Below are 24,266 nucleotides of genomic sequence, written 5' to 3'. Positions count from 1 at the left end.
ATTATGCTTAATCTTTAATTGGTGGTGGCGCTAACACTTCACGTGCGCCATTGTTGCCAGCAGTTGACACTACGCCCTGAATTTCCATTTGTTCGACTATTCGCGCAGAGCGGTTGTAGCCAATTCTAAATTGTCTCTGCACGCTGGAAATAGATACTCGACGCTTTTCAGTTACAAACTTTACTGCATCATCATAAAGAACATCTAGCTCTTCTGCTTCACCACCTTCGCTCTGCTCACCTGGCAGTAACATGTCTGGATCATTACTACCGGCTAAAATTTCTTCAATATAATTTGGCCCGCCACGTAATTTCCAATCATTAACAACTGCATGTACTTCATGATCGTCAATAAAAGCACCATGAACACGTGTTGGTACTCCTGTTCCTGGCGGTAAATAGAGCATGTCCCCCATTCCCAATAATTGCTCAGCACCTTGCTGATCCAAAATAGTGCGAGAGTTTAAACCAGAGGATACTTGAAACGCCATACGGGTTGGTATATTCGCTTTAATTAAACCGGTAATAACATCAACTGATGGACGTTGTGTTGCTAATATTAAGTGGATACCTGCAGCACGAGCTTTTTGTGCAATACGCGCTATTAATTCTTCTACTTTTTTACCAACAATCATCATCATATCAGCAAATTCATCAACGATAACAACAATGCTAGGCAGCTTTTCTAATAGTGGTGGTGTTTGATCTAAGCCATCACTGGGTTGCCATAGAGGGTCAATAAGTGGCTCGCCTGTGGCAATAGCAGCCAATACTTTTTTGTTATAACCTTTTAAGTTACGTACACCAAGCGCAGACATTAATTTATAACGACGTTCCATTTCACCCACACACCAACGCAGCGCGTTAGCAGCATCTTTCATATCGGTAACCACCTCAGTTAACAAGTGAGGTATCCCTTCATAAACACTTAGTTCAAGCATTTTAGGGTCAATCATGATCAGCCGTACATCTTCTGGCGTTGATTTATATAACAAGCTAACAATCATGGTATTAACACCCACGGACTTACCTGAGCCTGTGGTACCGGCAACCAATAAATGTGGCATCTTTGCTAAATCAACCACGACTGGCTCACCAGCAATATCTTTACCTAACACCATCGCTAAGGGTGAAGTTGACTCTTCAAAAGCAGCACATGAAATAACTTCACTTAAATGGACTATCTCACGATATTTATTAGGTAATTCTAAACCGATAACAGATTTTCCCGGAATAACTTCAACCACACGAACACTTATTGCAGATAGAGCCCGGGCTAAGTCTTTTGACAACGCACTAATTTTACTCACTTTCATGCCTGGTGCTAAATCAAGTTCAAAGCGGGTAATAACAGGGCCTGGATATACAGCAACCACTTGTGCTTGTACTTTAAAATCTAATAGTATCGTTTCTACTAAACGACTTACCTGCTCTAGCTCTTCTCTATTAATGGGATTTTTTGCTTTGTCAGGCCGATCAAGTAAGTCAATTGAAGGCATACCTAGAAAATTTTCTTCCGGTGACGGTACTAAATTAACTTGATTGGCATCACTACTGTTAACTAGCTCACCCGCAGAATTTGTATTTCCTAATGCGTTATCATCAGCAACTTCAACTTTTTCAACATCCGCAAAAGCTGCAGATATTTCAGCATCACTAACGTGCTCTTGCACTTTTATTGCAAGAGGCCCATCCATTAAGTCATTAATATCGATGAAGTGCTCTTGTTTCTGAACTTCTTTTTCTGACGTTGATGAAAGAAAAGGAATAGCTAGCTTTTTCTTTTTTTGTGTCGTTACAGGTGCTTTTTCAGAATTAACATTGGCACTTTGGTCTATTACGTTACTTTCTGGTTCATTTGGTAAGGTTGAATCACCCACACCAAATTTATCTTTAATATAACTAGGAATGTGTTGTAAAAACACCACGCCTGCTATGGTGTAACGACCTACGTTATCAATAAAATTAAGCCATGAAAAACCAGTTAATAATACAAAGCCCGCACAACTAAACATTACAAAGACTAAGGTGCTACCAACAAATGAAAAATAAGGTATAAGCATTTCACTTAATACATCACCTAAAATACCACCTGCTGAAAAATAAAAGAGATCATCAAAGTTCATACTTGCTAGCGAAGTAATACCTAAGTAAAACATAAAAAAGCCAATCAGCTTTAAGGCAAGTGTTAAGTAATCTAGCTTCATTAACTGATGAAACTTCTGAAATAATAACCAACCTATAATAGCGACAACAAAAGGTAAACTGTAGGCGATAAAACCAAATAAATTTAATAATAAATCTGATAAATAAGCACCAACAGCGCCACCTAGATTTCTAATGGGTGTTTGATAGCCAGTTTGGGCCCAGCCAGGATCTGCGGGATCAAAGCTAAACAATGCCAACATAATGAACATGGCAAAGACACTGAAAAATAACAAGCCAGTTTCAAGTAAACGTTGTACACCACTGAGTTGAGAGTTCTTGGTGTTGGCATTTTTTACGTCACCGAGGTCTTGTTCGGTATTTTTAACTAATTCTGAAGGCAATTAAGGTTCCATGAAAGCAGAGTTTATTGATATATCCCCATATTACCTCAAGATGCAGCATTCAGCGAGAATTAAAAGGCATATAATCAAGGCATTGATTAAAGATAATATTCATCGTTGCATAGGTTTTAAAGTCGTAATCATTAATAAAAATATTCGACTTGAGCATAAATAGTTAAGCAGCTCTAAAACTGCTGAAATAATCACCATAGTTAATGAGTCACAACCGGTTAAATACAACATGTATTGCTCATGAAACGTTCAGCTACCCTGAAACGCACATCTTGAAGTATCATGGGTATATACACTGAGTTCAACAGTAGTTAAAAAAGAAAAGAGTGAATTTTACCATTTAGACTCTTTTTTATATTCATTTTAACTATTATTTCTTTAAAGCAACTGTACACCCTTGATAGAACCCCTTATCATCCCAATCATTAAAGATATACCCAAGTCACTTCAAAATGCGAGTTTCAGGATGCCTGAACGGATCATGTTCAAGGCGCATCTTTTTATTAATGGTTATTCCATTAAAAACAGATGTAACGATGAGCATATTTTGTTCAGTCATCCCCACAGGGCTGGTTTATAAAAGTTTTATGCTGCGTTATTGATTTTGAGAAGGGAGTAACCATTCTCTTCAATCAATGCCTTGCCTAAAAACGTTTCTAATTCCAGCTAAATCCTGCATTTTAAAGTAACTTGGGTATATATCTATTTATCAAAAAACTATTTGTTAAAAATAAACTCCGGAGAACTCATTCATGAGCGACGTTAGACATTGTCCCCTACTTATTTTAGGCTCAGGCCCTGCAGGATACACTGCCGCAGTCTATGCAGCCCGCGCTAACCTAAAACCAGTAATGATTACAGGTATGCAACAAGGTGGTCAGTTAACCACCACAACAGAAGTAGAAAACTGGCCAGGTGATGCTGATGATTTAACCGGTCCTGCGTTAATGGAACGTATGCAAAAACATGCTGAGAAATTTGATACTGAAATCATTTTTGATCACATCAATAAAGTCGATTTCTCTAAACGTCCTTTTACCTTAACTGGCGACAATGGTACATTTACCTGTGATGCCTTAATTATTTGTACTGGCGCATCGGCACAATATTTAGGTTTACCTTCTGAAGAAGCCTTTATGGGTCGTGGTGTTTCAGCTTGTGCAACATGTGATGGTTTCTTTTATAAAAACCAGAAAGTTGCTGTCGTTGGTGGTGGTAATACTGCTGTTGAAGAAGCACTTTACTTATCCAATATTGCTAGTGAAGTACATTTAGTTCATCGTCGTGATGCTTTCCGCTCTGAAAAAATATTAATCGAGCGTTTATATGAAAAAGTTAAAAACGGTAATATTATTCTGCACACAGATCGCACTTTAGATGAAGTTTTAGGTGATAAAATGGGTGTTACAGGCTTACGCTTAAAAGACACTAAATCAGATGCTACTGAAGAGATCGATGTTGCCGGTGTATTTATCGCTATTGGTCACAAACCAAATACTGATATTTTTAACGACCAGCTCGACATGAAAAATGGTTATTTAACCATTGAAAGTGGTACGCAAGGTAATGCTACTCAAACCAGTATTGAAGGTATATTTGCCGCAGGTGATGTTGCCGATCATATCTATCGTCAAGCAATCACATCCGCTGGTGCAGGTTGTATGGCAGCGTTAGATGCTGAACGCTTCCTTGATTCGCAATAATTAGCACGTAATAACAACTATGAGCCAAACTCTTTATCAACTAGATGTGAAAGATTTGGCTTTTCCTCCTGTAGAGCTAGCCTTCACTGAGCCAAATGGTTTATTAGCCGTCGGTGGCGATTTACAACCACAGCGATTAATTAACGCTTACAGCCAAGGTATCTTTCCGTGGTTTAGTGAAAACGATCCGCTAATGTGGTGGTCGCCTAACCCAAGGGCGATTATCAAACTTGACAATTTACACATTAATCGTACCTTAAGAAAAGCACTAAAAAAATCCTCTTATAAAATCACCTTAAATACTGTCTTTGAACAAGTGATAGCATTATGTGCAGATGCCCCCTTTCGCGATGACGGCACATGGATTTTACCTGAAATGCAAACTTCCTATGCCAATTTACATCATTTGGGTTTTGCTCATTCTATTGAAGTTTGGCAAACAAACTCGATTGATGAGCCTAAGTTAGTCGGTGGCTTATATGGTGTCGCCATTAATGGTTTTTTTTCTGGTGAGTCAATGTTTTATACCTCGTCTAATGCTTCTAAGTTTGCTTTGGTTGCGTTAGCTGAGTTACTTAGAACAATTGACGTTGATTTTATTGATTGTCAATTGCTTAATAGTTTTTTAGAAGATATGGGCGCGACAGAAATTTCACGAGAAAACTTTGTTGCATTCAAACAAACTGCTATAAATAAAGAAGTACCAGCTAATTTTTGGCAACCACGTGAATTACCGATTAATTAAAGTGGCATAGGTATATCGCACTATTAATTTGATAGAAGTAGTCGTATGAATGATAGCAGTTTTAAAGTAGGTATAACCAAAACCTTTCCTTGTAGTTACTTACCTGATGAAGAAGAACGTTTATTAATTGCCATCGATGAACGCCTGCAAAATAAACACAGTTATAGCATTTTAATGACGGAGGGCTTTCGACGTAGTGGTGAACAATCTTATCGACCCTATTGTCCAAACTGTAATGCTTGCCAATCTATTCGTGTATTAGTTAATGACTTTAGTCCTTCTAAAAGCCAAAAACGCTCATTAAAACGTAATGCTAGCTTCACCATAAAACACTCTGAGCAAATGAGAGAGTATTATTACCCCCTCTATGAAAATTATATTAATACCTTTCATCAAGATGGCAGCATGTATCCCGCAACTGTTCAGCAATTTGAAAGCTTTATCAGTAGTAAATTAACCACACAATTATTTATCGAAACCTGGTGTGAAATTAATGGTATTAAACAGCTTATATGCGTTGCCGTAACTGATGTGCTGACTAATGGTTTATCCGCTGTTTATACTTTTTATCATCCTGACTTTAAAAGTTATGGCTTAGGACGTTTTTCTATCCTTACTCAAATTGATTTATGCCGACAATTAAATTTTCCGTATTTATATTTAGGGTATCAAATTGATGACTGTCAAAAGATGAATTATAAAAATAGTTACTTTCCGCACGAACGATTTATTAGCTCTAAATGGTTGTTAGTTGAAAGAAAGTCTTCCACAGGATAAAAAATCAACGATTACAGTAAATAAACAGGTACAAAGCTTTACTTTGGTCGTGCAATTAGGCATCATTCGCGCAGCTTTTTTTATCAGTCAAAAATCCTTACAATTTAAATAGAATTTTTGGCTTTTTTGCACAACATATAGAGGTTTAGCGCCCCATGGCGAAAGAAGAAAATATTGAAATGCAAGGTACAGTTTTAGATACTTTACCTAACACTATGTTCCGAGTTGAATTAGAGAATGGCCACGTAGTGACTGCTCATATTTCTGGTAAAATGCGTAAAAACTACATTCGTATTTTAACAGGTGATAAAGTAACAGTTGAACTAACACCATATGATTTATCTAAAGGTCGCATTACTTTCCGTGCAAGATAACTTCTATATTTAGACTAGATAAGTACTTATGTAGTTGATGATAAAATATATAAACCAGTCCTTTAATTAGTACTGGTTTTTTTATGTCTTATTTATGGTCACTAAATTGCTAACAGTTCTGCATATCCTAATACCAGTTTCATTAATTAGGTGATCTATTTTATACGTAGGAAAAACGGTCAAATACAAGGCGTTCATTTCAATAACTAGTTGTTCTAGCTATTAAATAAATAACGAAATAGTTGGTCGTTTTAACAAGTAGAAATGATCACATAGTTAGTGAGATTGGTATAAGACCATAAAAAGCATCTACTTTGTCTATGAAATCTAGCGAATTGTGTCCATTATTTGAAAGAAGTTATCAGTTTTTTATCAAATTGTTCAGCGTTAATAGTTAAATTGTTGTTAACAATTATTTCTTGTAAATCAGCTAAATCTTTATTTATCTTAGTCATAGTTATCGTATTATCATCAAGTTGATAAACTTGTTGTTGACTTTGGTAGTAAAAAGTCAAAATAATCAACGCTTCTTGTTCTAAATCTTTCGCAGCTTTTTTGACTTTTTTTAATTTACGGTAAATTAAATTTTGTATTTGCTTTATTTGCCAAACATAGTAAATCTCTTTGAAAAAATCTGACGTTTTTAAGGTATGCAAAGCTGCCATACAAGCTAGCAACGACAATACAACACCTAATAGGTTGTATCTGAAATTATTGACATCTGCTTGACCAAAACTGAAGATCAATAGTTGTCCGAACGTTAACGCTAACACTAATAATGTTGTAATAAAGCCAATGATGACTATGTTTAAGTGTTTTCTATAACGCGCTTTGTCTATATTCATTAATTGCATTGAGGTTTTATTTCCTAAAAAAGTATTTTTAAATATGTATATTCAGTACATGTAATTATATTGAATCTGCTTGGTTATAAGTATATCAATATACTTAATGTTGAGCTTCATTTACTCTACTATCTTTAAGCCCGAATAACGTTTTACTACACTTATAACCCCTTGTTGCCAAGTTTGCTTGTTACTGGCAATAGTAAGTTGTGTTTTCGCCCGAGTAATACCGGTATAAAGTAATTCGCGTGATAGTAATAAATTATTGCTTTGTTTAGGTAATAACATGGCAACATGGGCAAACTCACTGCCCTGTGTTTTATGAATGGTCATCGCATATACGCTGTCATATTTTGGTAACCTTGATGGCAATAGCGTTTTATAATGTGTTTCTCCCTCTGCTGTCTTAGGCTGTTCAAAGAACGCCATTAGATGATCACTATTACGACTAGAGTTGTCACTAGCGTAACTATTAGCACGCCAAAGCAAACCGATATCACCGTTAAAAAGCCCGAGGCGATAATCATTTTCACTGATCATTATAGGCATACCATGATAGTTTTGTTGGGATTGGCCCCAAGGCTGGGCAGAGTTAACCGCCAATTGCTCTTTTACCCATTGGTTAATGGCATCAACACCAAACTCACCTTGGCGAGTAACACAGAGAATACGAAATTTAGTTAATAAAGCAAACGCATCATCAATAGTGCTACATTGGCTGATACCTTGATAGTATTCTTTTATTAATGGTGACAGCCAAGTATATAAATCACCATCAACTAACGACAACTGATTTTCTTTACGTTCATTAGCTGCCTTTAACAACTGCCAACTTTGCGTATTTTCCCCTTTGATAACATGAGCTGCTAATCTACCAATCCCCCCTTCACCATCAAAACGGCGACTGGTGACCAAAAAGCTGAGATGATCACTATAACTTTCTGTTTGCTCGAATGCATTATTCAGTTGTTGAATATCTAATTGACAAACTTGGGCTAAATAATGGGCATTATCGGCGCTATAACCAGAATGCGGTCTAGGAGCAATATCTGCTAAAACACCACCAACAGCGACAGATGGCAATTGATCGGCATCCCCTAGCAAGATGATTTTTGTATTACTTTTTAAGGCTCTAAATATTCGTGTCATCATAGGCAAATCAACCATAGAGACCTCGTCTATTAATAAAACATCACAATTAAGTAGATTGTTTTGATCGTGCCTAAAGTTAGGGCTGTTAGGAATAACACCGAGTAATCTATGAATGGTTTTCGCTTGTGTTGGTATTGCTGCTAAAACATCCTTATTAATCAATTCTTTAAAACCGGCAATCGCATTCATAATGGACTCAGATAAACGTTGTGCCGCTTTACCTGTTGGCGCCACTAACGCTATTTCAAGTGCTTGGTTATTTATAGCATTAGTGTTTTTATTACTAGTATTAGAGTGAGAGTTGCCATTTAACATAACTAAAGCGGCTAACAATTTGGTAACAGTATAAGTTTTTCCTGTACCCGGCCCGCCAGCGATAACAGTAAAGTTTTTATTCATCGCATTGGCAACCGCAAGTTGTTGCCAATCAATCGTTTTTTCTTGATCGTTTGCTAGCGGTGGAAATAATTGTTGAAGGACACAGCTGATATTTTCAGGTGATGTCGGCAGTCGCTGTGTTAATCGTGCTTTAATATTTTGTACAAGCGTTTGTTCAAACTGATAGTAACGACGCATGTATACACGATTATTTTCAAATACGATGGGTTGCTGTGCCTTCGCGCTAAGATCAAGTGCTGTTAGCACATTGAACAAACTGTCTTTATCGGGAAAAATAAAACCTTGATGACTACACTGCCCTTGCTCGTCAAAAGCTACTCCCCAATGTTGCAGCGCAAGTTCAGTTAACGGCAAACACGTATGACCTGCACGTAAACTCACACTGAGTGCAAAAAATACATGGCTAAGGATTTGCTCTTGCTCGGCTGAAAGTTCATTCGACTCTTTTAATGCGGTTAGCATTTCTATTGCAAAAAAATAATCAATTGCTTCAATATCAACTAGCTGCTGTTGTGCTTGATAAAAGCTATTATAAATAGGCACGATTATATTTCCTCCTTAGTCGATGCCGTAACATCTTCTATTATAGATTCTTTATCAATAGACTCTTTATCTAAGCCTTTTTTACCTAGCTCTTTACCCAACTCTTTACCGAGGAAAAGACAATCTAACGCTGTTAACTCATCAAGCAGAATTTTTCGAAAATAAACCCCTGCGCCACTGTATTTCTCATCATTGGTCATACCGCGTAAATAGAGATAATAGATACCACCAAAATGGTGCTTAGCATTATAGTCAGGCACATTTTGCTGTAAGTAGCGATGTAAAGCTAAGCTATAGATAAGATATTGTAAATCATAATAATTTTTTTCGATATTATGGCGTAAAGCGTGATGATTATAATCAGTAAAATCGTCACCTAAATGGCTAGATTTATAATCACAAACATAATATTTACCATTTTGCTCAAAGACTAAATCAATAAAACCATGCATCATACCTTTTAGGGATTTATAACTTGGTAGTCTAACGTGATTAATGCCATAAACATTATTTGGATCAACTAAAGCAGAGTTTCGATGATCGGTTAGCAATTTAGTCAGTGCGCTAATATTTGCTTCTTCCATAGGAAAATAAAATTCACTTTCACGTAATGTTTGGTGCATTGTAATATCGGCCAAACAAAAGTGTTCACCAGTAGTTGTGCTTGTTTTAACTAGCGGTGTTGCGACTATTTCATCAAGCCAAGTAATAAGGTCGTCTTCAGTAAAACCAGCTGTTAGCTCGCCATAGTTAACTAATGGCCACTTGATGCTTTCTTGCCAGTTACTTGCTGATTCATACGCTGTAACAAAGTCACTATGTTCTAAAATATCATGTAATAAATTACCACTGTGCGCGCCTTTCGCAAGTTGAAAACGTAATAGTAGTATTGCTTGGTTAGTCGCCGTTATACCAATGTTATCTAATAGCTCAGTGTCTCTATCCGGTGTTGATACGCCACCATGGCGTAGGTTTCTACTTAACGCCGAAAATGAACTAAGCCACCAGTCACGCTCAATCTTGCCATGGAATTTACTCACTTCGGGTATTTGTGCATTGGCTAAATCAGAGTTACTTTGCTGATAAATGTCCACTTCAATACCATCAAACGAAACTTGCTTTACTTCTATCGCTTGTGGTGATTTAGCCATTAATTGCTGTAAGTTTTGTACTATATCTTGCTCTTTTTGCCATTTTAGCGTTTTGCCAAGAGGCGATAAAGCATATTTATCAAATGACGTGGTAAGCACATAACAACGGCTTTCTGCGCGTGTTATCGCCACATACAACAAACGTATCGTTTCTGCATAGGCTTCATTAGCCATGGCAGCTTTCGCTTGTTCGTCACCATCTAAACTCAAGCACAATTGACCTTGCTCATTATGATATTCGATATAGCTTACCGATTTATTGCCAAATTTAAGCGGATCTTTATGACGGGTCGCAAACGGAATAAAGACTATTGGATATTCCAACCCCTTCGCACCATGTTGCGTCACTATGCGAATCAAATCACCATCACTTTCAAGGCGCTGCTCTGCTTCTACATCACTATTTGCTGCGGTACTTTCTAAGCTACACTGTTGTTCAAACCAAAAGAGTAGTTCTTGTGGCTGTAAGAACTTTTGACTAGCTGATTGTAAAATTTCAAATAAATGTAACAAGTTAGTTAACGCGCGATCTTTAATGTCCAATGTAATTTTAAAGTGCTGATGCATTAAATTTATTGCCATCGCAATAAAACCTTGCCGTTGCCATTGAGTTCTATAATCGAAAAAGCTGAACTTCAATGTTTGATAAGCCATTTCATCTTGCTGAAGCTGATACAACGTTGGGGCATCAAAACCCAATAAACCACTGGCCAATGCGTTTAAGTATAATCGTTCATCTTCAGGCGCTAATATGCCCTTCAATAAACTGATAAGTTGCGTGGCTTGTTCACTGTGAAATAAGTTTGCCCGATCAGATAAGAACACACTGGCCAAATTAGCGGTTAACAGTGCTTGTTTGATATCAGCAGCTTCGCGGCCATCACGCACTAAAATAGCAATATCTTGCGGCTTAACGTCTTCATCCCTTAATAATTGCACAATTTCATTGGCACACCAGATTGCCATTAAAGGTCTATCTGACTGTTTGGTATCACCCTCATCACCTGAAAAGTGAATAAATTGTAGTGCTTTAGGTTTGTTATTCGACTGGTTACTTGATTGACTACTCAGTTGATTAGTAGTTTTACCCGCATGAACAGACTGATAAGGAATACCATAACCAAACACCGTGTTATTACCATCACCCAAAAACACCTGATTATAAGCATTAACCATATCAGGACTTGATCGCCAGTTAGTATCCATAAGCCAGTGGTAATCACAGTCATTACGTGCACTCAAATAAGCAAAAACATCACCACCACGAAAACCATAAATGGCTTGCTTAGGGTCGCCAATGAGATAAAGCGCTGCATCAGCCTGTTGAGTTTGAGGTTTATGGGCTTGAGCCTGATAGTAAATGCCCTGCAAAATAGCAAATTGCTGGGGATCAGTATCTTGAAATTCATCAACTAGGGCTACCGGATATTGCGCCAATAATGTCTTTGCTAGCTGACTATCCTCTTCATTTTTTAAGCAGTCCGCTAAGGTATTAATTAAATCATCAAAGTCGAGTAAGTTATGTTGCTCTTTGGCTTGTTGAACTTGCTCACGTATTTGATAAATTGCAGTACGAACTATTTGATACGCTTTGGCTTTATTAATTTTTTTAGCTAAGTCTTTAACATCACTTTTAATTTTTTTACTGCTTGCTAACACTTGGGCTAGTGCTGCTTTAAATGCCTTAGGATGACGATTGCCGTTAAGTAAATAGTCTGGCATCGGCTGTTGTATTGCAGCAAGTAACGCTTGTTCATTTTCACACGTACTTAACTGTGCTAACCAAGCTTGTAGCTTAACTAACTCAACCGCCCTCTTTTCTTGTTCATCGGCTTTTTTATGTGCAACTAAACCTTCGTTAAGTAAACTTAAATCTGCTGTAATAGCACTGCAAGCTTGCTTAGCTAATTGAGTGAATTGAACCACTAAACCTTGAACATCAAGGACAGATAGCTCAGTTTTATGTGCAATAGCCTTAGCAAAGCTACTAACAAAAGCAGTTGGCGTAACCCAAAATTGAGCGACTAACGCAAAGGAATCACTGTTTTGTTTAGCCAGTTGACGATACCAATCTTGGCAAGCTTCTAAAATCAACTCATTGCTATTGGTCGACATGTTAGCGTTAAAGGGTAAACCACTGGCAAAAGCGTGTTGTGTCAACGCCCGTTGGCAAAAGCCGTGAATGGTGAAAATAGCGGCTTCATCTAAAAATAATAACGCCCGTTTTAGCAGGAATTGAATTTTTTCGTGACTTTCTTTTTTATCATCGCTTACACGTTCGCTAATGGCTTGAAAATAAGGTTCCTTTTCACATAATGCTTGCCAGTTAGTTAACGCCTCACGAATAAAAGCATCGATTCGGCCACGAAGCTCTTGTGTGGCATCTTTGGTAAAAGTCATCAGTAAAATTTCTTCTACTTTTAACTCTCTTTCTAGTAATAATCGTAAATAAATACGGGTAATATTATGGGTTTTACCGGTACCCGCACTGGCTTCAATTAAGTGCCTCCCTGTTAAAGGGATAGTAGCCGCATCTAAGTTTTTCAAATTCACCTTGGTAGACATTAGCGGCTAGTTCCTTTTGTTGCTTTCACTGCGTTGGTACTTGTCTTTTCTTTTAAGACACGGCTATACACCCCTTGATAAACGGACTCAATTTGCGGTAATAATGTTTCTATATTCGGGCATTGTGGCCAAAAGTAATGAATATAAGAATCGGTACCAAAACCGGGTATAGCGCCTATTGGCATCGCTGAGCCTAGCCAAAATTGATCGAAACGCTCTGGCGTCATTTCAACTCGTTTACCTCGTGATTCTTTAAAAACTTGAGCGGCTAAATCAGCATTGAGCATTAACGCTTGTTTTTGCCCTTGGGCATAAACCTTCAATAACATGATTAACTCAGCTTTAGCCTCTTCAGCTCCTTCACTTCTAACACAGTATTGTTCAACTTTTTGTGCTTTAGCATTAAAATAAAAACCACGCGTTTGTTCTACTTGGCTCAATAAGCGAAGCGAGTTAGTACTGTCAGGCGTTATTACACTATTTTGTTGTTGCCACACCTGCATGATTAAATGATGTAAATACAAGGTGAATAAATCTTTAGGTTTCGCGCTAGAGCTACGGTAAAACACCAGTTGCACGCCTGCATGAGTCACTTTAACGGGTAATTGTGCCATAAGCATTATGCTTTGTTCGGATGAATTGCCAGCGACAGTATTGCTATTAGTATTGGCAAGCACTATTTGGCAATCAATTAGCTCGGGATTATCACAACCTTGATCGATAATTTCTTCGGCAAGTTGGCTACTTGCATCAAGCGCCTCATCAAAATGTGATTCTGTGCTCGGTAAGTCAGGAAATTTACCCGATAAAGAAGCGGTTTCAATGACTTGTTCGATTGTCAGACTATTTTTCGCCGCTAAACTGGCAGCAAGTAAATCCTGTTTTAGTAAATAATTTTCTAAATGGTTCGCAGTAAAAGGTTCAACATCATCAAGGCTTACCTCATTACTAGCTAAATATAAATTAAGCACTTGTTGCGCAAACACTTTACTTGGATGCTGGAAGAAACGAATGAGTTCTGTCGCACTTAAGGTGTTAACGTTATCCGCTATATCACACGCTTCAACAACCAATGTCGCTTGTGTTGCTTGTGCCTGTTCGTTTTGACCTAACGTTAACCAATTAGCATCAAAGCTGGGCTTAAAACCTGACTCAGTATCGCGAGCTATATAGTTATCCTCACTGTAAGGCTGCATTGGCATTTGATGAACATGAGAATTTTCTTGCTGAAATTGCCAACCATAACCTTGAACCAAATAGTCCATTAACTCTTTTAAGACTAATGAGGGTTGTTTTTCGTTGTTATTTCTAATATTTCGTCCCTGATAACTTAAATATAAAGCTTTTCTGGCAGAAATAAGCGCTTCTAAAAACAAATATCGGTCATCACCTCGACGAGATCTATCGCCTAAAACAGCCTTACTTTGTGCTATCAAATCAAAACCTAATGCCGGGCGCTGCCTTGGAAACTCACCATCATTTAACCCTAATACCGCAATAACTTTAAACGGGATACTGCGCATAGGTAACATAGAGCAAAAGGTGACTTGCCCAACCATAAATTGTCGACTAGCATCGCCTTGGCTAAAATGATTATTAAGAAAATCAACAATGATAGGTAATCCAATTTGTTCATCAAAATGTGCATGTTCACAATACTCAACTAACGATGAAATCGCTTGTTCAATAATAGCGATACTGCTATCTATTTGATTATTAGTTTGGTGCGAGGCTTGTAACTTACTTTGTTCAGCACTATTCGTTGAAAAAACAAGTCGGGTGGCAAAAAGCAGTTCAAGTTGGCTTAGTAAGAAACTTTGCCATGCTTTAGCCGTTCTAGCACTATTTAGCTGATGAGCAAAATGTTGTAATTGTTCGATAAACAACATTAATTGCCCTAATAAAATAGCGTCATCACCTTCAACAATGCCAAGTAGCAGTTGGTTTTGATAAATGCTATCGGTATCCGAATAAGCAAAACCTTGTAACAAGCGAGATAACCCTTGCTGCCAAGTGAAGCTATTACTGGCTTGTTCTCCTAATAACGCTTCTTTATGCGCTTGATCTAAACCCCAGTGAATAGTGGCTTGTTGTAACCAAAGGCTAATTTTTTCACTGTCTTCAGCGTTTATGGAAAATTTATTAGCAACCGCAGGCAAACGGATAAAACTTAACAATTGAGATACTTGAAAACGAGAGTCAGGTAATGTCAGTAGTTCGCTAAAAGCAGCTATTAAGGGATCGCTATCTTTAGCGCTGCGATCGGCGATTGAACACGGTAATGGCGGTACTTCATCGGTTAAATCTTGCCAACCACGGGTAAAAACAGCATTCACATAAGGCGCATATTGCTCTATTTGTGGGCACATAACCAACACATCTTTTGGTGTTAACTTATTGTCGTTATATGCTGTGTCATTAAACTGATGAAGCAAATAGTCGTGCAACGCTTGCACTTCACGTAGCGCACTGTGACAACTAACAATGGTGATTGAATCGTCAACTAACGGTGAAGGTTGCTCTGTTGCGTCACCGTTGTCTGTCGCATCGAATAACTCTAAAATATCATTTTGCAATTGATGTAAAATGCACACTGATGACGTTGAGTTTTCATTGTCATCTAGATCACTATTATCGCTACTGGCTTTAACAAACAATTCTATATCAACAGTACTGTATTCTTGTAATAATGCTAGAAACTCACGCCCTTGTTGACCAAAATTGGCTAATAACGGATTTCCAACAAATAAATGCTCATCGTTATCAGCATCATTTGACCAATGAGATAGTTTTTTGAACGCTTGTTTTTCATTGATAATATCGCCCCAATAAGAAAAACAGGGGTTTAAATGAAAAAAGTCGACATCAATATATTCGCTCAACGCATTGATAAAATTCAACCACATCGGTGCCATGGTATTAATGCCGAAAAAACTCATGCGTTTAGGCAGAATATTCGGATCATTACTCAATTTATCGGCTATGTTAGCAATCGCATCATTTAGCAATTCAACCGGATTATAAGGGAGTTGAGTAATCAGTAACTGCCACAACTTGGCTTGCCATTTATTCTCAGTGATAAGCGGAATATCTTCTTCGCCGCGTTGCCATGCATCAAGCCATTCTGGACGAAAAATCAAATACTGCTCGTACAAGTCAGCCATTTGACCTGCTAACTGATACCGTTTTAAATCAGCTTTACTGGAGGTTTCTGATGTTGAGTTTGTAGATGTTTTTGATGCGGCCTGATCAAACCAATAACGGGTCGCTGGTGTAAAAACTTCATCATTTCTCACCGATTCAGTGGCTAACAAGGCATAAATCCGCCAAGTGAGCACTTCTCTTGAATAGGGAGACTGCTCAGGTACTTTATCTTCACTAGCCAGTGTTCTTATTAGCTGCCACAAATATTGAGCTGGTAACGCGTAACGCATATTCATGCTAATTCCGCGTTCACTCGCAATCGCAAGGTTAAGCCAGTGTTGCATACCAGCATTTTGCACAATAATGACTTCTTGGTTGAAAACACCGATGGGAGATACTTGGGAAATTTTATTGAGTAGCGTTAACAAATTTTCCATTTTGTTGGCGGGATAAAGGTTAATCAATACTGAACCTGTTTACTAAAATATTAATAAATAAATTTAACCATAAGCATCAAGTGAACACCATTTATTTAGGTAAATAATTACCCGTATTAGTATTTAAACCCGTTCCACTTGAATGTAATGAATTAAATGGAACGGGATTATCTTTTAATATTGGTTAATTGTGAAGCGTTTTAATGCTCATATTGTACAAGATGAAAGCAAAAATATCGGCATATTGATTGATCGTTTTGCTCACTGGGGTACCTGCGCCATGACCACTGTTAGTTTCAATGCGAATAAGCATAGGGAGTGCTGCTGTTTGCGTTTGCTTTGCTTGTAGCTCCGCCGCCAAACCTAAAAGAATGCGCTGGTACAACTCTGTCATCATGATCGCCCGTAGTGACCATTGGGTTGACCATTGGGTTGACCACGTCAAGTAAAGGCACTAAGATTCAGATTTTTCGCTTTTATTTTATTTTATTTAGGAGGAGGAACCATTGTTAACTTACTTTTTTTACTTGATTCATTATCTGTAGATTGGCAGTATCCGATAAAGTCATTTCCTTCTTTTTCTAACATACAGTCTTGTTTGTCATACTCGTCGGGAATACTGAATGACAAACTATCATGTTTCAGATTGATATTTTTTAACTTATAAGTGTATTCAGGAGTTGGATCCAAATCGAGATTAATCATTGTAATGGCTAATTCTTCTTGATCAAATTTAACGATAAACGCCAAGTTGTATAAATTGGTCATTCTATCAAATAACTTTCCACTCCATTCACCCATTTGTATCTGTTCAGTTGGTTCAGAATTTTCTTGCTTTTGTTCTGAGTTTTGTTGCGACTCCGATTGAGCTAAAACAGCTTTTGATGGCACTAGAACTATTACTATAGCCAAAAACAGGTTTGTATTAAATTTCATTTTCCTTAATCCTTATCTAGTTATCCAATTACACCTAATTATTAACCGATACATATATTATTCATCATCTAGCGCATTTTCTAACAGTGTTTTTGCTTCACTCATTCCTGGCCTATCCCTTAAACTAGCGTATTCCGAAGGAAACATAATTCCGATTAATTCGATATGTGGATCATCACTTTTTAAATCTAAATTTTCTAATACAATCGCGAATCGGTGATTATTTTGCAGCCGGGTATTATCAACCATTGGAAAATTAAAATAATCGAGTTTGAAACTTCGTACTATCTCGGGCACGAACCCCTGATTAGTTTTGACCGCCAGATCTCCTCGTTTATAGATTACATCGATTTGATTTGAATTATTATTTTCGTTATTTTTGTTCTTTGTTCTCTGGCATTGTGAATTATCATTATTAAGCGACTCTACATCATCAGCATTTTCTTCAGCTTCAACATAAGCTATCTGACAATAAATAGTGACGGTGACTTTTACACTGTTGTTACAATGATCAACGTTTGAAATGACAATTTCCAGATTGCGTCTTGTGCCCAACAATTCAATTTTTCTCCCAGCATTTAACATGATTCGGTAGGCTTCAAACATCTCTGTGCGTTGGTTATTGAGATTATTTTCTAGTCCTTTGATCTGCTCCGCCAATGTCTTAGTGTCTTTGTGTTGTATTACTCGTTGTAATTCTAGAATTTCCTCTTTAATCTCATGGAGATGACCCAACTCATCTTCATTTGGTTCTGCTTTTGCTTGTAATTCTGTAATCTGATCATTATTTTTTTTTAGCAATGTTAGTAATTCTGTCGATTTAGTTTCTATCTGTATTGTTTGGACCTCTGGATTTGTTAATAGCGCAAACACTTCTTTTTTCTCTTGTTCCAATTCAGTAATTCCGCTGAATATATCGTCCAACTTGTCGTTATCTATTAAGTTATTATTTTCGTCTTTGTAGATACCGAGTTGTTCCTGAATTCCTCTTTCGGGATATGGATACGATTCTTTGTTATATATCATCGCGTCACATGTATCAGTAACTTTGTACCCGTTTACGGGTATTCTAATCGACTTAATCGTTCCATGCTGCGCTAACGAGGATATCTGAGAACTGGCTAACCTTTTTGCAAGCGAATTAAGTCGATTGCGCAACTCCCCTTTGTCAATTTTAAAATTAGATGTGGATTCGCTATTAATTGGATTAAGCTTATTAAGGTCTCTTAAGTACTCAGTAAACAAAGGGGACAGGCTTAAAGAATCACCAAAATTTAGAGACAAAAGTTCGAGTCGAAGAAGCTGTTTTGACATGCCATTTAATGAATTAACTTGCCTTTGGTTTTTTAATAAAAATGCTTGCAGTGCTTGATCAAATACATCTTTACGTAAATTACTTTCAGCTTGCTCTCTGCTAATTTGTAATTCAGTAATTAGCCTGGCACTTTGCTGTTTTTGTGCAAGCGATGACAGTGTTATTTCACTCACATACCCAGCAAAGGCAATCAGCAATCCGCCGGCCACGGGCACCATAGCCTTCAGGCCGATTTCTAGCCAGTCTCGTTCATGTTGTGTATTTTTTGTTTTTTTATTGCTCATAGGTTTCAGCAATCAGTTGAAAACAGTTATTGACGAACTACGATTAATTTTTTACCGACTTTTCTTAGTACACCGTTATAGTAGGTCACACTACTTCTGGTACTAAAAGAAATCTTTACTGATCTTGCTGAACCGTGACTTACGGTAAAGCCACAGGACTGGTTTGCAGGTAAATCGTTGACCCGATAACCGCCATTTTTGGCAATGTTGCTCGAGCGAATCACTGAACCGCAAGTTACTTTAACTTTTGCTCCTGATACCCCTTTGAGACTTCCCCTGAGGTCAGATGCCGTTGCACTATACGCACATAACATTAAGGTCGCGATACCCATCCCCAACAACTTGTTTTTATCCATGATAAATAGTTCCTTCTAGGTCAAATTTGATTAATCACCAAACTTGTTAAGTACTTAAGTATAGGTGCAAAAATCCATTCTTGCTGAAATAAGTAAAGCGTGATTATGTGATGCTTTTGCTGTTAGTTGCATAATTTTTTATGTTAGTGCACCTTAAGTGCAAACCTAAATTTTTTATCTAAAGTAATTTGATCCTACGCTGTTATAGGTGATGGGGAATGGAAGTAGATAAATATATTCACGGCCATTAGGTCATATGTCGTTGTTGTCGCTGTAATGAGTTATTTTTACTTGTTGATTTAGTCTGCGCAGTCGCATAAAGATTTAGGCTGCTAAACAGGCTTTTTAATTTCGCTGCATCGTAGTCTGCTTCAATCTTTGAAATAACAAGTTGATGTTTTTCTGGGAATAACGCTTCGACTGATTGCGAAATCAGCTCAAATAATTTTTTCAGGTTAATTTTATGTATTTGCCCGGTTTTATTAAAAATCCATTCAGTAATTGCCATAAAGTCATCAAAAGGTTCATCAGACAAAATATGAGGTAATGAGTATTTAAAGCGCCCTGAATTACCAATCATGTCCCAATATCGTGCAAAGCGGTTAATACGTTGCATGGTGGTAAAACTAACCCTGTCAGTACTTAATATATTAAATGGTGGCAATGGGTTAAAACGCAGATCAAACGCTTCTGTGTGCCTTATTATTGGGCTACCTTTCAATCGTTTGAGGATACCCATTTGAATTTCATGAGGCCGACAATGATAGAGTTGGTTGAAGCTATCTTTAAACGTATCAAAGGTTTCACCCGGTAAACCAAAAATGAGATCAGCATGAATATGTGCGTGGGTATTATCTTTTAACCAGATTAAATTATCTTTTGACTTGGCGTTATTTTGCTTACGGCTGATATTAGCTTGTACCTCAGTGTTAAAGGTTTGTATGCCTATTTCAAATTGTAAACTTCCCTCAGGAAACAGCGTTAACAACTCTTTTAATTTTCTCGGTAGGTGATCGGGTACCACTTCAAAATGAAGATATAGATCATCAGTCATCCGGTCTAAGAAAAACTGCATAATTTGCATGGTGGTGTTAATGTTTAAATTAAAGGTTCTATCGATAAATTTAAAGTTTCTCGCACCACGTTGATAAAGAATTTCCATTTGCTCAAGAAATGACGTTAACTCAAATGGCGTGGATGCTTTGTCTAAAGACGATAAACAAAATTCACATTTAAATGGGCAGCCACGTGACGCTTCAACATATAGCAGGCGGTGTTTTAAATCTTCATCAGTATAATACTGATAAGGCGATGCTATTTCTTCTAACGGAACGAGTTTCGATTGAATAATTTTTCTATCGGGTGGCGTTTTATTGATAATATCTTTACACAGTTGATAAAAACTTAAATCTGCCGCGCCCGTCAATACATAATCTGCACAGCCGACAATTGCTTGCTGCTGCGTTTCATAACTCACTTCAGGCCCGCCTAAAACAACCTTGATTTCTGGTGCGATCACTTTTAAAAGGTTAACAACATCGGTCGTTTCAACGATGTTCCAGATATAGACACCGAAACCAACAATATCTGGTTTTGATGCTAATATTTGTTCAACAATATCAATGGCGCGAGTTTGGATAATAAACTCTTTTATTTCACAACACCCCTGCAATTCTTTTAAATTAGCGTAAAGGTAACGTAAACCAAAACTGGTGTGAAAGTACCTTGCGTTAAGGGTAGCAAGTACAATTTTAGGTGAGACTTTATCTATTTTATGACTGCTTTGATGACTAACCAATGTACAATTTTTTATTAAATCTGGTTTTATTGGATCTGCCTTATTATCTTCAGTTAGATGAATCTGCGTAATGGTTAGTTCGGGATGATTTTTTTGCTCGGCCATACTGGATTTTAAATACCTTTGATAATCTTGCCATAATTATACTGCGATTGCTGACGTTATTCAGCAATCTTATTTTTCACAGCCAAAAAATGTATAGTGCTATAAATTTTTTGGCTGTTTTCTTAATGTGGCGGTGAGATAGAGATTTGATTAAGATATTCGTATCTATGTTGCCTTTATGACGTTTAAAGGTAATGACTGTTTATGTCAACTACTACCATTATCATTGTTTTAATCTTCTTCGGGTTTAATTCCTCGCTGCTTGCGGCGTAATATTGTAGAGTATTCGAATGAATAATCTACACCTCGCCTCTTAAGGCAGGGTTATTCATTGAAAATAATAAGCTGTTAGGCCAAGGAAAAATAAATTGGAAACATTTAAGTTAGAAGTTTTGAAAACTTTATATACACAGCAGCAGTCAACCGCGCACATTCTTCGAGAAAGGATGTCAAAAATAAGTACTGGCGCTATTAGCGTGCTTGTTGTGATTGACGGATGGATCATTTCAAACAAAGCAGATCTAATTGGTCAACTATCTATCCTGAACTGGGCTATTATAATGATCGTTTCTATCTCAACGTACGGAGTTCAATCTAGGTATAAAGAGTTTTGTGCAGTAGCTAAACTTATAGTTAGAATCGAAATGGCAATGAAGCTATATGATAAAGATGAGTACATTGAAGGTGAGTCCTTGTATCCAGCAGAATACAAAGCCTTAGGAACTAAGGGGTATGAGCATGGAAAAAACATATCTGTTTCGCAATCATATACCCTTATTGTCTTTGGCATACTATCTATTCTTTTGGCTTCTATTCTTTTGCACGGCTAGCGCATTTTAACCCCAGTAAGGAAATCAGCCCCTTCACGTATTAGTTTTGATCCTGTTAAATAGCGATAACTCACACCTGATTTTTAAAATTTTACATTATACGAACGACCACTTGTGTAGTCATAAGTAATTTTGATACCATCCAGCTTTAGAATACTTAGCCAAAAAATAATAAAACAATCTAATTAAGCATCTTTTCTTTGTAAACATCGTCCTCTAGGCTCGTCACCTTCATGAAGCACAGTGTCGGAATGCAGGAACTTTGCAGCCTCTGCTGAACCTTTCACTTTGGAAGCACTGCGTGCTAACATTTCTGATTCAAATTTAGTTAACACACTTCCTCTCAGGCCAGTTTCCCGCCATTGTGATCTGGGTCTACATCCTGTTGATATCCCACGAGCCAACGCCAACGCATCCAACAGCGCTTGATTCGCGCCCTGTCCTTTGAATGGGCTCATAGGATGAGCCGCATCGCCGATCAGAGTCACTTGAGTCCCTTTCTCCAACAATTCTGACTCGAGTAGTGCTCGGTCATAGACGGGATAACCAGAAACATGAGCTTCCAGGGTCGCCTTTAAAATCTGAGGGATGGGATCATGCCACTGACATCGTCGACATGCCTCTTCCTTGAGTGCATGAGCGCCTAAGGCACTCAATGCCTTAGCCTCTTCTTCTGGCATTGGAAAACTAAGTTGCCACATTACCGAGTCTAACGCATAAGGCATCATGTAGATGCGCTCATGGCCATTTGCGGTTTGGAATACCGTGGCTGAATCCAACAAAGAACTATCAAGCCCGTCAAAATCTGCCAAAGGACAAATACCCAAGATCACAATACAATCTAGGTAACGTAAAGGGGTAGTCTCCTCACCAATTAGCAACCTACGCACCGAACTACGAATACCATCCGCTCCCACCACAAGATCCGCCCTAACGCTCTTTAACTCTCCCTTCCCCTCAATCTGAAAGCTCAGATCAACACCGTCACTCTCACTTTCCTTATAATCCACTAACTGGTGTCCCCACTTCACCGCATCATGTCCACCGAGTTGCTCAAGCAAAGCTAAGCGTAAAGACTGCCGTGCAATATGCACATTTCTGCGCTTCACTGACGTTTTTATATCTGAGGGAAGCCATTTTCTGATCCCCCACTCACCAATCACTTTACCTTCTGTAGTATGAACCACATGTCTGGTTGAAATCAGACCTTCTTCTAACGAGAAAATGCCCAATCCCTCGATCGCTTTACTCGCTTGTTGCAAAGTGAGTCCATAGCCCTGACATCTAGCACCGAAGCTGCTATCGCGTTCATAAAGTGTAAAAGGGATACCTCGGTGCATAAGAGCTACAGCCAGAGCTACTCCTCCTATACCCCCCCCAACAATGGCAACATGTGGGTAGTTTTCTGGATCGGCAATAGGATGGCTAACAGAGTTAATCAAGCCAGAGCCGCAACAGTTCAGGCAATCATAAAGGTGACCTTTAGGGCGAACAGGCGATGTTCCTTCACTATTCGTTTTTTTAAATTGGTCCAACTCTCTCTGGTAGCGGAGGCGCACTTTCTTGCGGAGCCTCATGCTTCTTTGGCCGCGTCCCAGACATTCCTGACAAGTAGTCCAGTTATCCAGTTCATTTTTCATTTTTTTCACCTTTTATATTTAACCATTTTTTGACTTGCTCTCATCATAGCCATCTTAGCCGATACCGCGGATGCTAGCCTAATTCCAAGGTGAAAACGTAGAATAATATAACCAAGCAATCAACTTCATTAATTGATATTTTCACAAACAATTTGTAGTGGTATAGTGAATTTGGCCACCTAACTGGAGATGTTATTATACATTGAAGTAACACAATAATATTATTCATTAGAATAATATATGGTAATAATTTTTAAGGCTAATGACCGAAAGGTCGGATCAAGCGACAAAGAATGAATGGGTCATATTGAGCACTAAACGGCCGTTAGCAACGGTAAATTTTGAAGGCACTTTTTGGTCACAGTGATACAAAAGCGACCTTAATAAAAATTCTATTTTGATACTGAATCTGTTGTTGCTCTCATGCATCCCCTCAAATATTAAAGACTAAATCTATCTTTCAAGATCGACTAATGACTTGAAATAGTCGATCATAGTTACCTTTTGATTATATAAAGTGAATGGCTGTTGAATATTCAAGGCGAACGAATAGATTATTTTCTATAGCGCTTTGAGACCCAAATCGAGATAAAAGTTAATACTAAAC

Annotated in this window: 15 protein-coding genes and 1 pseudogene; 5 read left to right on the top strand and 11 right to left on the bottom strand. The window is 37.8% G+C overall.

What is annotated here, in order from left to right:
- Positions 1-7: 7 nt before the first annotated feature.
- Complete coding sequence (locus DWA31_RS06755; protein ID WP_114325850.1) at positions 8-2,548, bottom strand: DNA translocase FtsK; 2,541 nt, start codon at positions 2,546-2,548, stop codon at positions 8-10.
- Between the two features lie 764 nt (positions 2,549-3,312).
- Here DWA31_RS06755 and trxB point away from each other — a divergent pair.
- The 4 genes from trxB (at position 3,313) to infA (ending at position 6,159) form a co-directional block, all read left to right on the top strand.
- The gene (gene trxB, locus DWA31_RS06750) at positions 3,313-4,263 is read left to right on the top strand and encodes a thioredoxin-disulfide reductase (RefSeq protein ID WP_114325849.1); all 951 of its coding nucleotides are present in this window, start codon (positions 3,313-3,315) and stop codon (positions 4,261-4,263) included.
- 19 nt (positions 4,264-4,282) lie between these two features.
- On the top strand, positions 4,283-5,008 hold the full coding sequence (gene aat, locus DWA31_RS06745; RefSeq protein ID WP_114325848.1) for a leucyl/phenylalanyl-tRNA--protein transferase: 726 nt from the start codon (positions 4,283-4,285) through the stop codon (positions 5,006-5,008).
- A gap of 45 nt (positions 5,009-5,053) precedes the next feature.
- Entirely contained in the window at positions 5,054-5,785 is a 732-nt protein-coding gene (locus DWA31_RS06740; RefSeq protein ID WP_114325847.1) for an arginyltransferase, read from the top strand.
- Between the two features lie 155 nt (positions 5,786-5,940).
- The gene (gene infA / locus DWA31_RS06735) at positions 5,941-6,159 is read left to right on the top strand and encodes a translation initiation factor IF-1 (RefSeq protein ID WP_114325846.1); all 219 of its coding nucleotides are present in this window, start codon (positions 5,941-5,943) and stop codon (positions 6,157-6,159) included.
- 344 nt (positions 6,160-6,503) lie between these two features.
- Here the strand turns inward: infA and DWA31_RS06730 are convergent, their stop codons facing one another.
- From DWA31_RS06730 to DWA31_RS06690, 9 genes and pseudogenes are all read right to left on the bottom strand, one after another.
- Entirely contained in the window at positions 6,504-7,013 is a 510-nt protein-coding gene (locus tag DWA31_RS06730; protein WP_114325845.1) for a DUF3087 family protein, read from the bottom strand.
- Positions 7,014-7,124: 111 nt separating this feature from the next.
- Positions 7,125-9,098 carry an exodeoxyribonuclease V subunit alpha gene (gene recD, locus DWA31_RS06725; RefSeq protein WP_245942519.1) on the bottom strand — a complete coding sequence of 658 codons (1,974 nt, stop codon included), beginning with the start codon at positions 9,096-9,098 and terminating at the stop codon, positions 7,125-7,127.
- Between the two features lie 2 nt (positions 9,099-9,100).
- On the bottom strand, positions 9,101-12,814 hold the full coding sequence (recB, locus tag DWA31_RS06720) for an exodeoxyribonuclease V subunit beta (protein ID WP_114325844.1): 3,714 nt from the start codon (positions 12,812-12,814) through the stop codon (positions 9,101-9,103).
- Positions 12,814-16,422: an exodeoxyribonuclease V subunit gamma gene (gene recC, locus DWA31_RS06715; protein WP_114325843.1), complete on the bottom strand. Its 3,609-nt coding sequence runs from the start codon at positions 16,420-16,422 to the stop codon at positions 12,814-12,816. Before recC ends, recB begins: the two co-directional genes overlap by 1 nt.
- A gap of 157 nt (positions 16,423-16,579) precedes the next feature.
- Positions 16,580-16,811, bottom strand: a pseudogene (locus tag DWA31_RS06710) (prolyl oligopeptidase family serine peptidase); the annotation flags it as partial.
- A 70-nt stretch (positions 16,812-16,881) separates the two neighbouring features.
- The gene (locus tag DWA31_RS06705) at positions 16,882-17,331 is read right to left on the bottom strand and encodes a hypothetical protein (RefSeq protein WP_114325842.1); all 450 of its coding nucleotides are present in this window, start codon (positions 17,329-17,331) and stop codon (positions 16,882-16,884) included.
- 57 nt (positions 17,332-17,388) lie between these two features.
- Positions 17,389-18,930 carry a hypothetical protein gene (locus DWA31_RS06700; protein ID WP_114325841.1) on the bottom strand — a complete coding sequence of 514 codons (1,542 nt, stop codon included), beginning with the start codon at positions 18,928-18,930 and terminating at the stop codon, positions 17,389-17,391.
- A gap of 26 nt (positions 18,931-18,956) precedes the next feature.
- Positions 18,957-19,286 carry a hypothetical protein gene (locus tag DWA31_RS06695; RefSeq protein WP_114325840.1) on the bottom strand — a complete coding sequence of 110 codons (330 nt, stop codon included), beginning with the start codon at positions 19,284-19,286 and terminating at the stop codon, positions 18,957-18,959.
- A 247-nt stretch (positions 19,287-19,533) separates the two neighbouring features.
- On the bottom strand, positions 19,534-21,189 hold the full coding sequence (locus DWA31_RS06690; protein WP_114325839.1) for a B12-binding domain-containing radical SAM protein: 1,656 nt from the start codon (positions 21,187-21,189) through the stop codon (positions 19,534-19,536).
- 368 nt (positions 21,190-21,557) lie between these two features.
- Between DWA31_RS06690 and DWA31_RS06685 the strand changes: the two genes are divergently transcribed.
- A complete protein-coding gene (locus tag DWA31_RS06685; RefSeq protein WP_114325838.1) occupies positions 21,558-22,019 on the top strand; it encodes a hypothetical protein in 462 nt (153 codons plus the stop codon).
- Between the two features lie 185 nt (positions 22,020-22,204).
- Here the strand turns inward: DWA31_RS06685 and DWA31_RS06680 are convergent, their stop codons facing one another.
- Positions 22,205-23,659 (bottom strand): FAD-dependent oxidoreductase, encoded by a 1,455-nt coding sequence (locus DWA31_RS06680; protein WP_114325837.1) that lies wholly within the window; start codon positions 23,657-23,659, stop codon positions 22,205-22,207.
- Between the last annotated feature and the right edge of the window lie 607 nt (positions 23,660-24,266).

The sequence above is a fragment of the Candidatus Colwellia aromaticivorans genome (assembly GCF_003333305.1).
Lineage (GTDB): Bacteria > Pseudomonadota > Gammaproteobacteria > Enterobacterales > Alteromonadaceae > Colwellia > Colwellia aromaticivorans.
The sequence above is the reverse complement of the archived record's forward strand: the minus strand, read 5'-3'. Positions and strand labels throughout refer to the sequence as shown.

Coding starts and splice junctions, on each gene's coding strand:
- DWA31_RS06730 (WP_114325845.1), bottom strand. CDS start 7,013: ATGCAATTAATGAATATAGACAAAGCGCGTTATAGAAAACACTTAAAC.
- DWA31_RS06680 (WP_114325837.1), bottom strand. CDS start 23,659: ATGAAAAATGAACTGGATAACTGGACTACTTGTCAGGAATGTCTGGGA.
- trxB (WP_114325849.1), top strand. CDS start 3,313: ATGAGCGACGTTAGACATTGTCCCCTACTTATTTTAGGCTCAGGCCCT.
- DWA31_RS06705 (WP_114325842.1), bottom strand. CDS start 17,331: ATGAAATTTAATACAAACCTGTTTTTGGCTATAGTAATAGTTCTAGTG.
- DWA31_RS06740 (WP_114325847.1), top strand. CDS start 5,054: ATGAATGATAGCAGTTTTAAAGTAGGTATAACCAAAACCTTTCCTTGT.
- aat (WP_114325848.1), top strand. CDS start 4,283: ATGAGCCAAACTCTTTATCAACTAGATGTGAAAGATTTGGCTTTTCCT.
- recB (WP_114325844.1), bottom strand. CDS start 12,814: ATGTCTACCAAGGTGAATTTGAAAAACTTAGATGCGGCTACTATCCCT.
- DWA31_RS06700 (WP_114325841.1), bottom strand. CDS start 18,930: ATGAGCAATAAAAAAACAAAAAATACACAACATGAACGAGACTGGCTA.
- DWA31_RS06690 (WP_114325839.1), bottom strand. CDS start 21,189: ATGGCCGAGCAAAAAAATCATCCCGAACTAACCATTACGCAGATTCAT.
- infA (WP_114325846.1), top strand. CDS start 5,941: ATGGCGAAAGAAGAAAATATTGAAATGCAAGGTACAGTTTTAGATACT.
- DWA31_RS06695 (WP_114325840.1), bottom strand. CDS start 19,286: ATGGATAAAAACAAGTTGTTGGGGATGGGTATCGCGACCTTAATGTTA.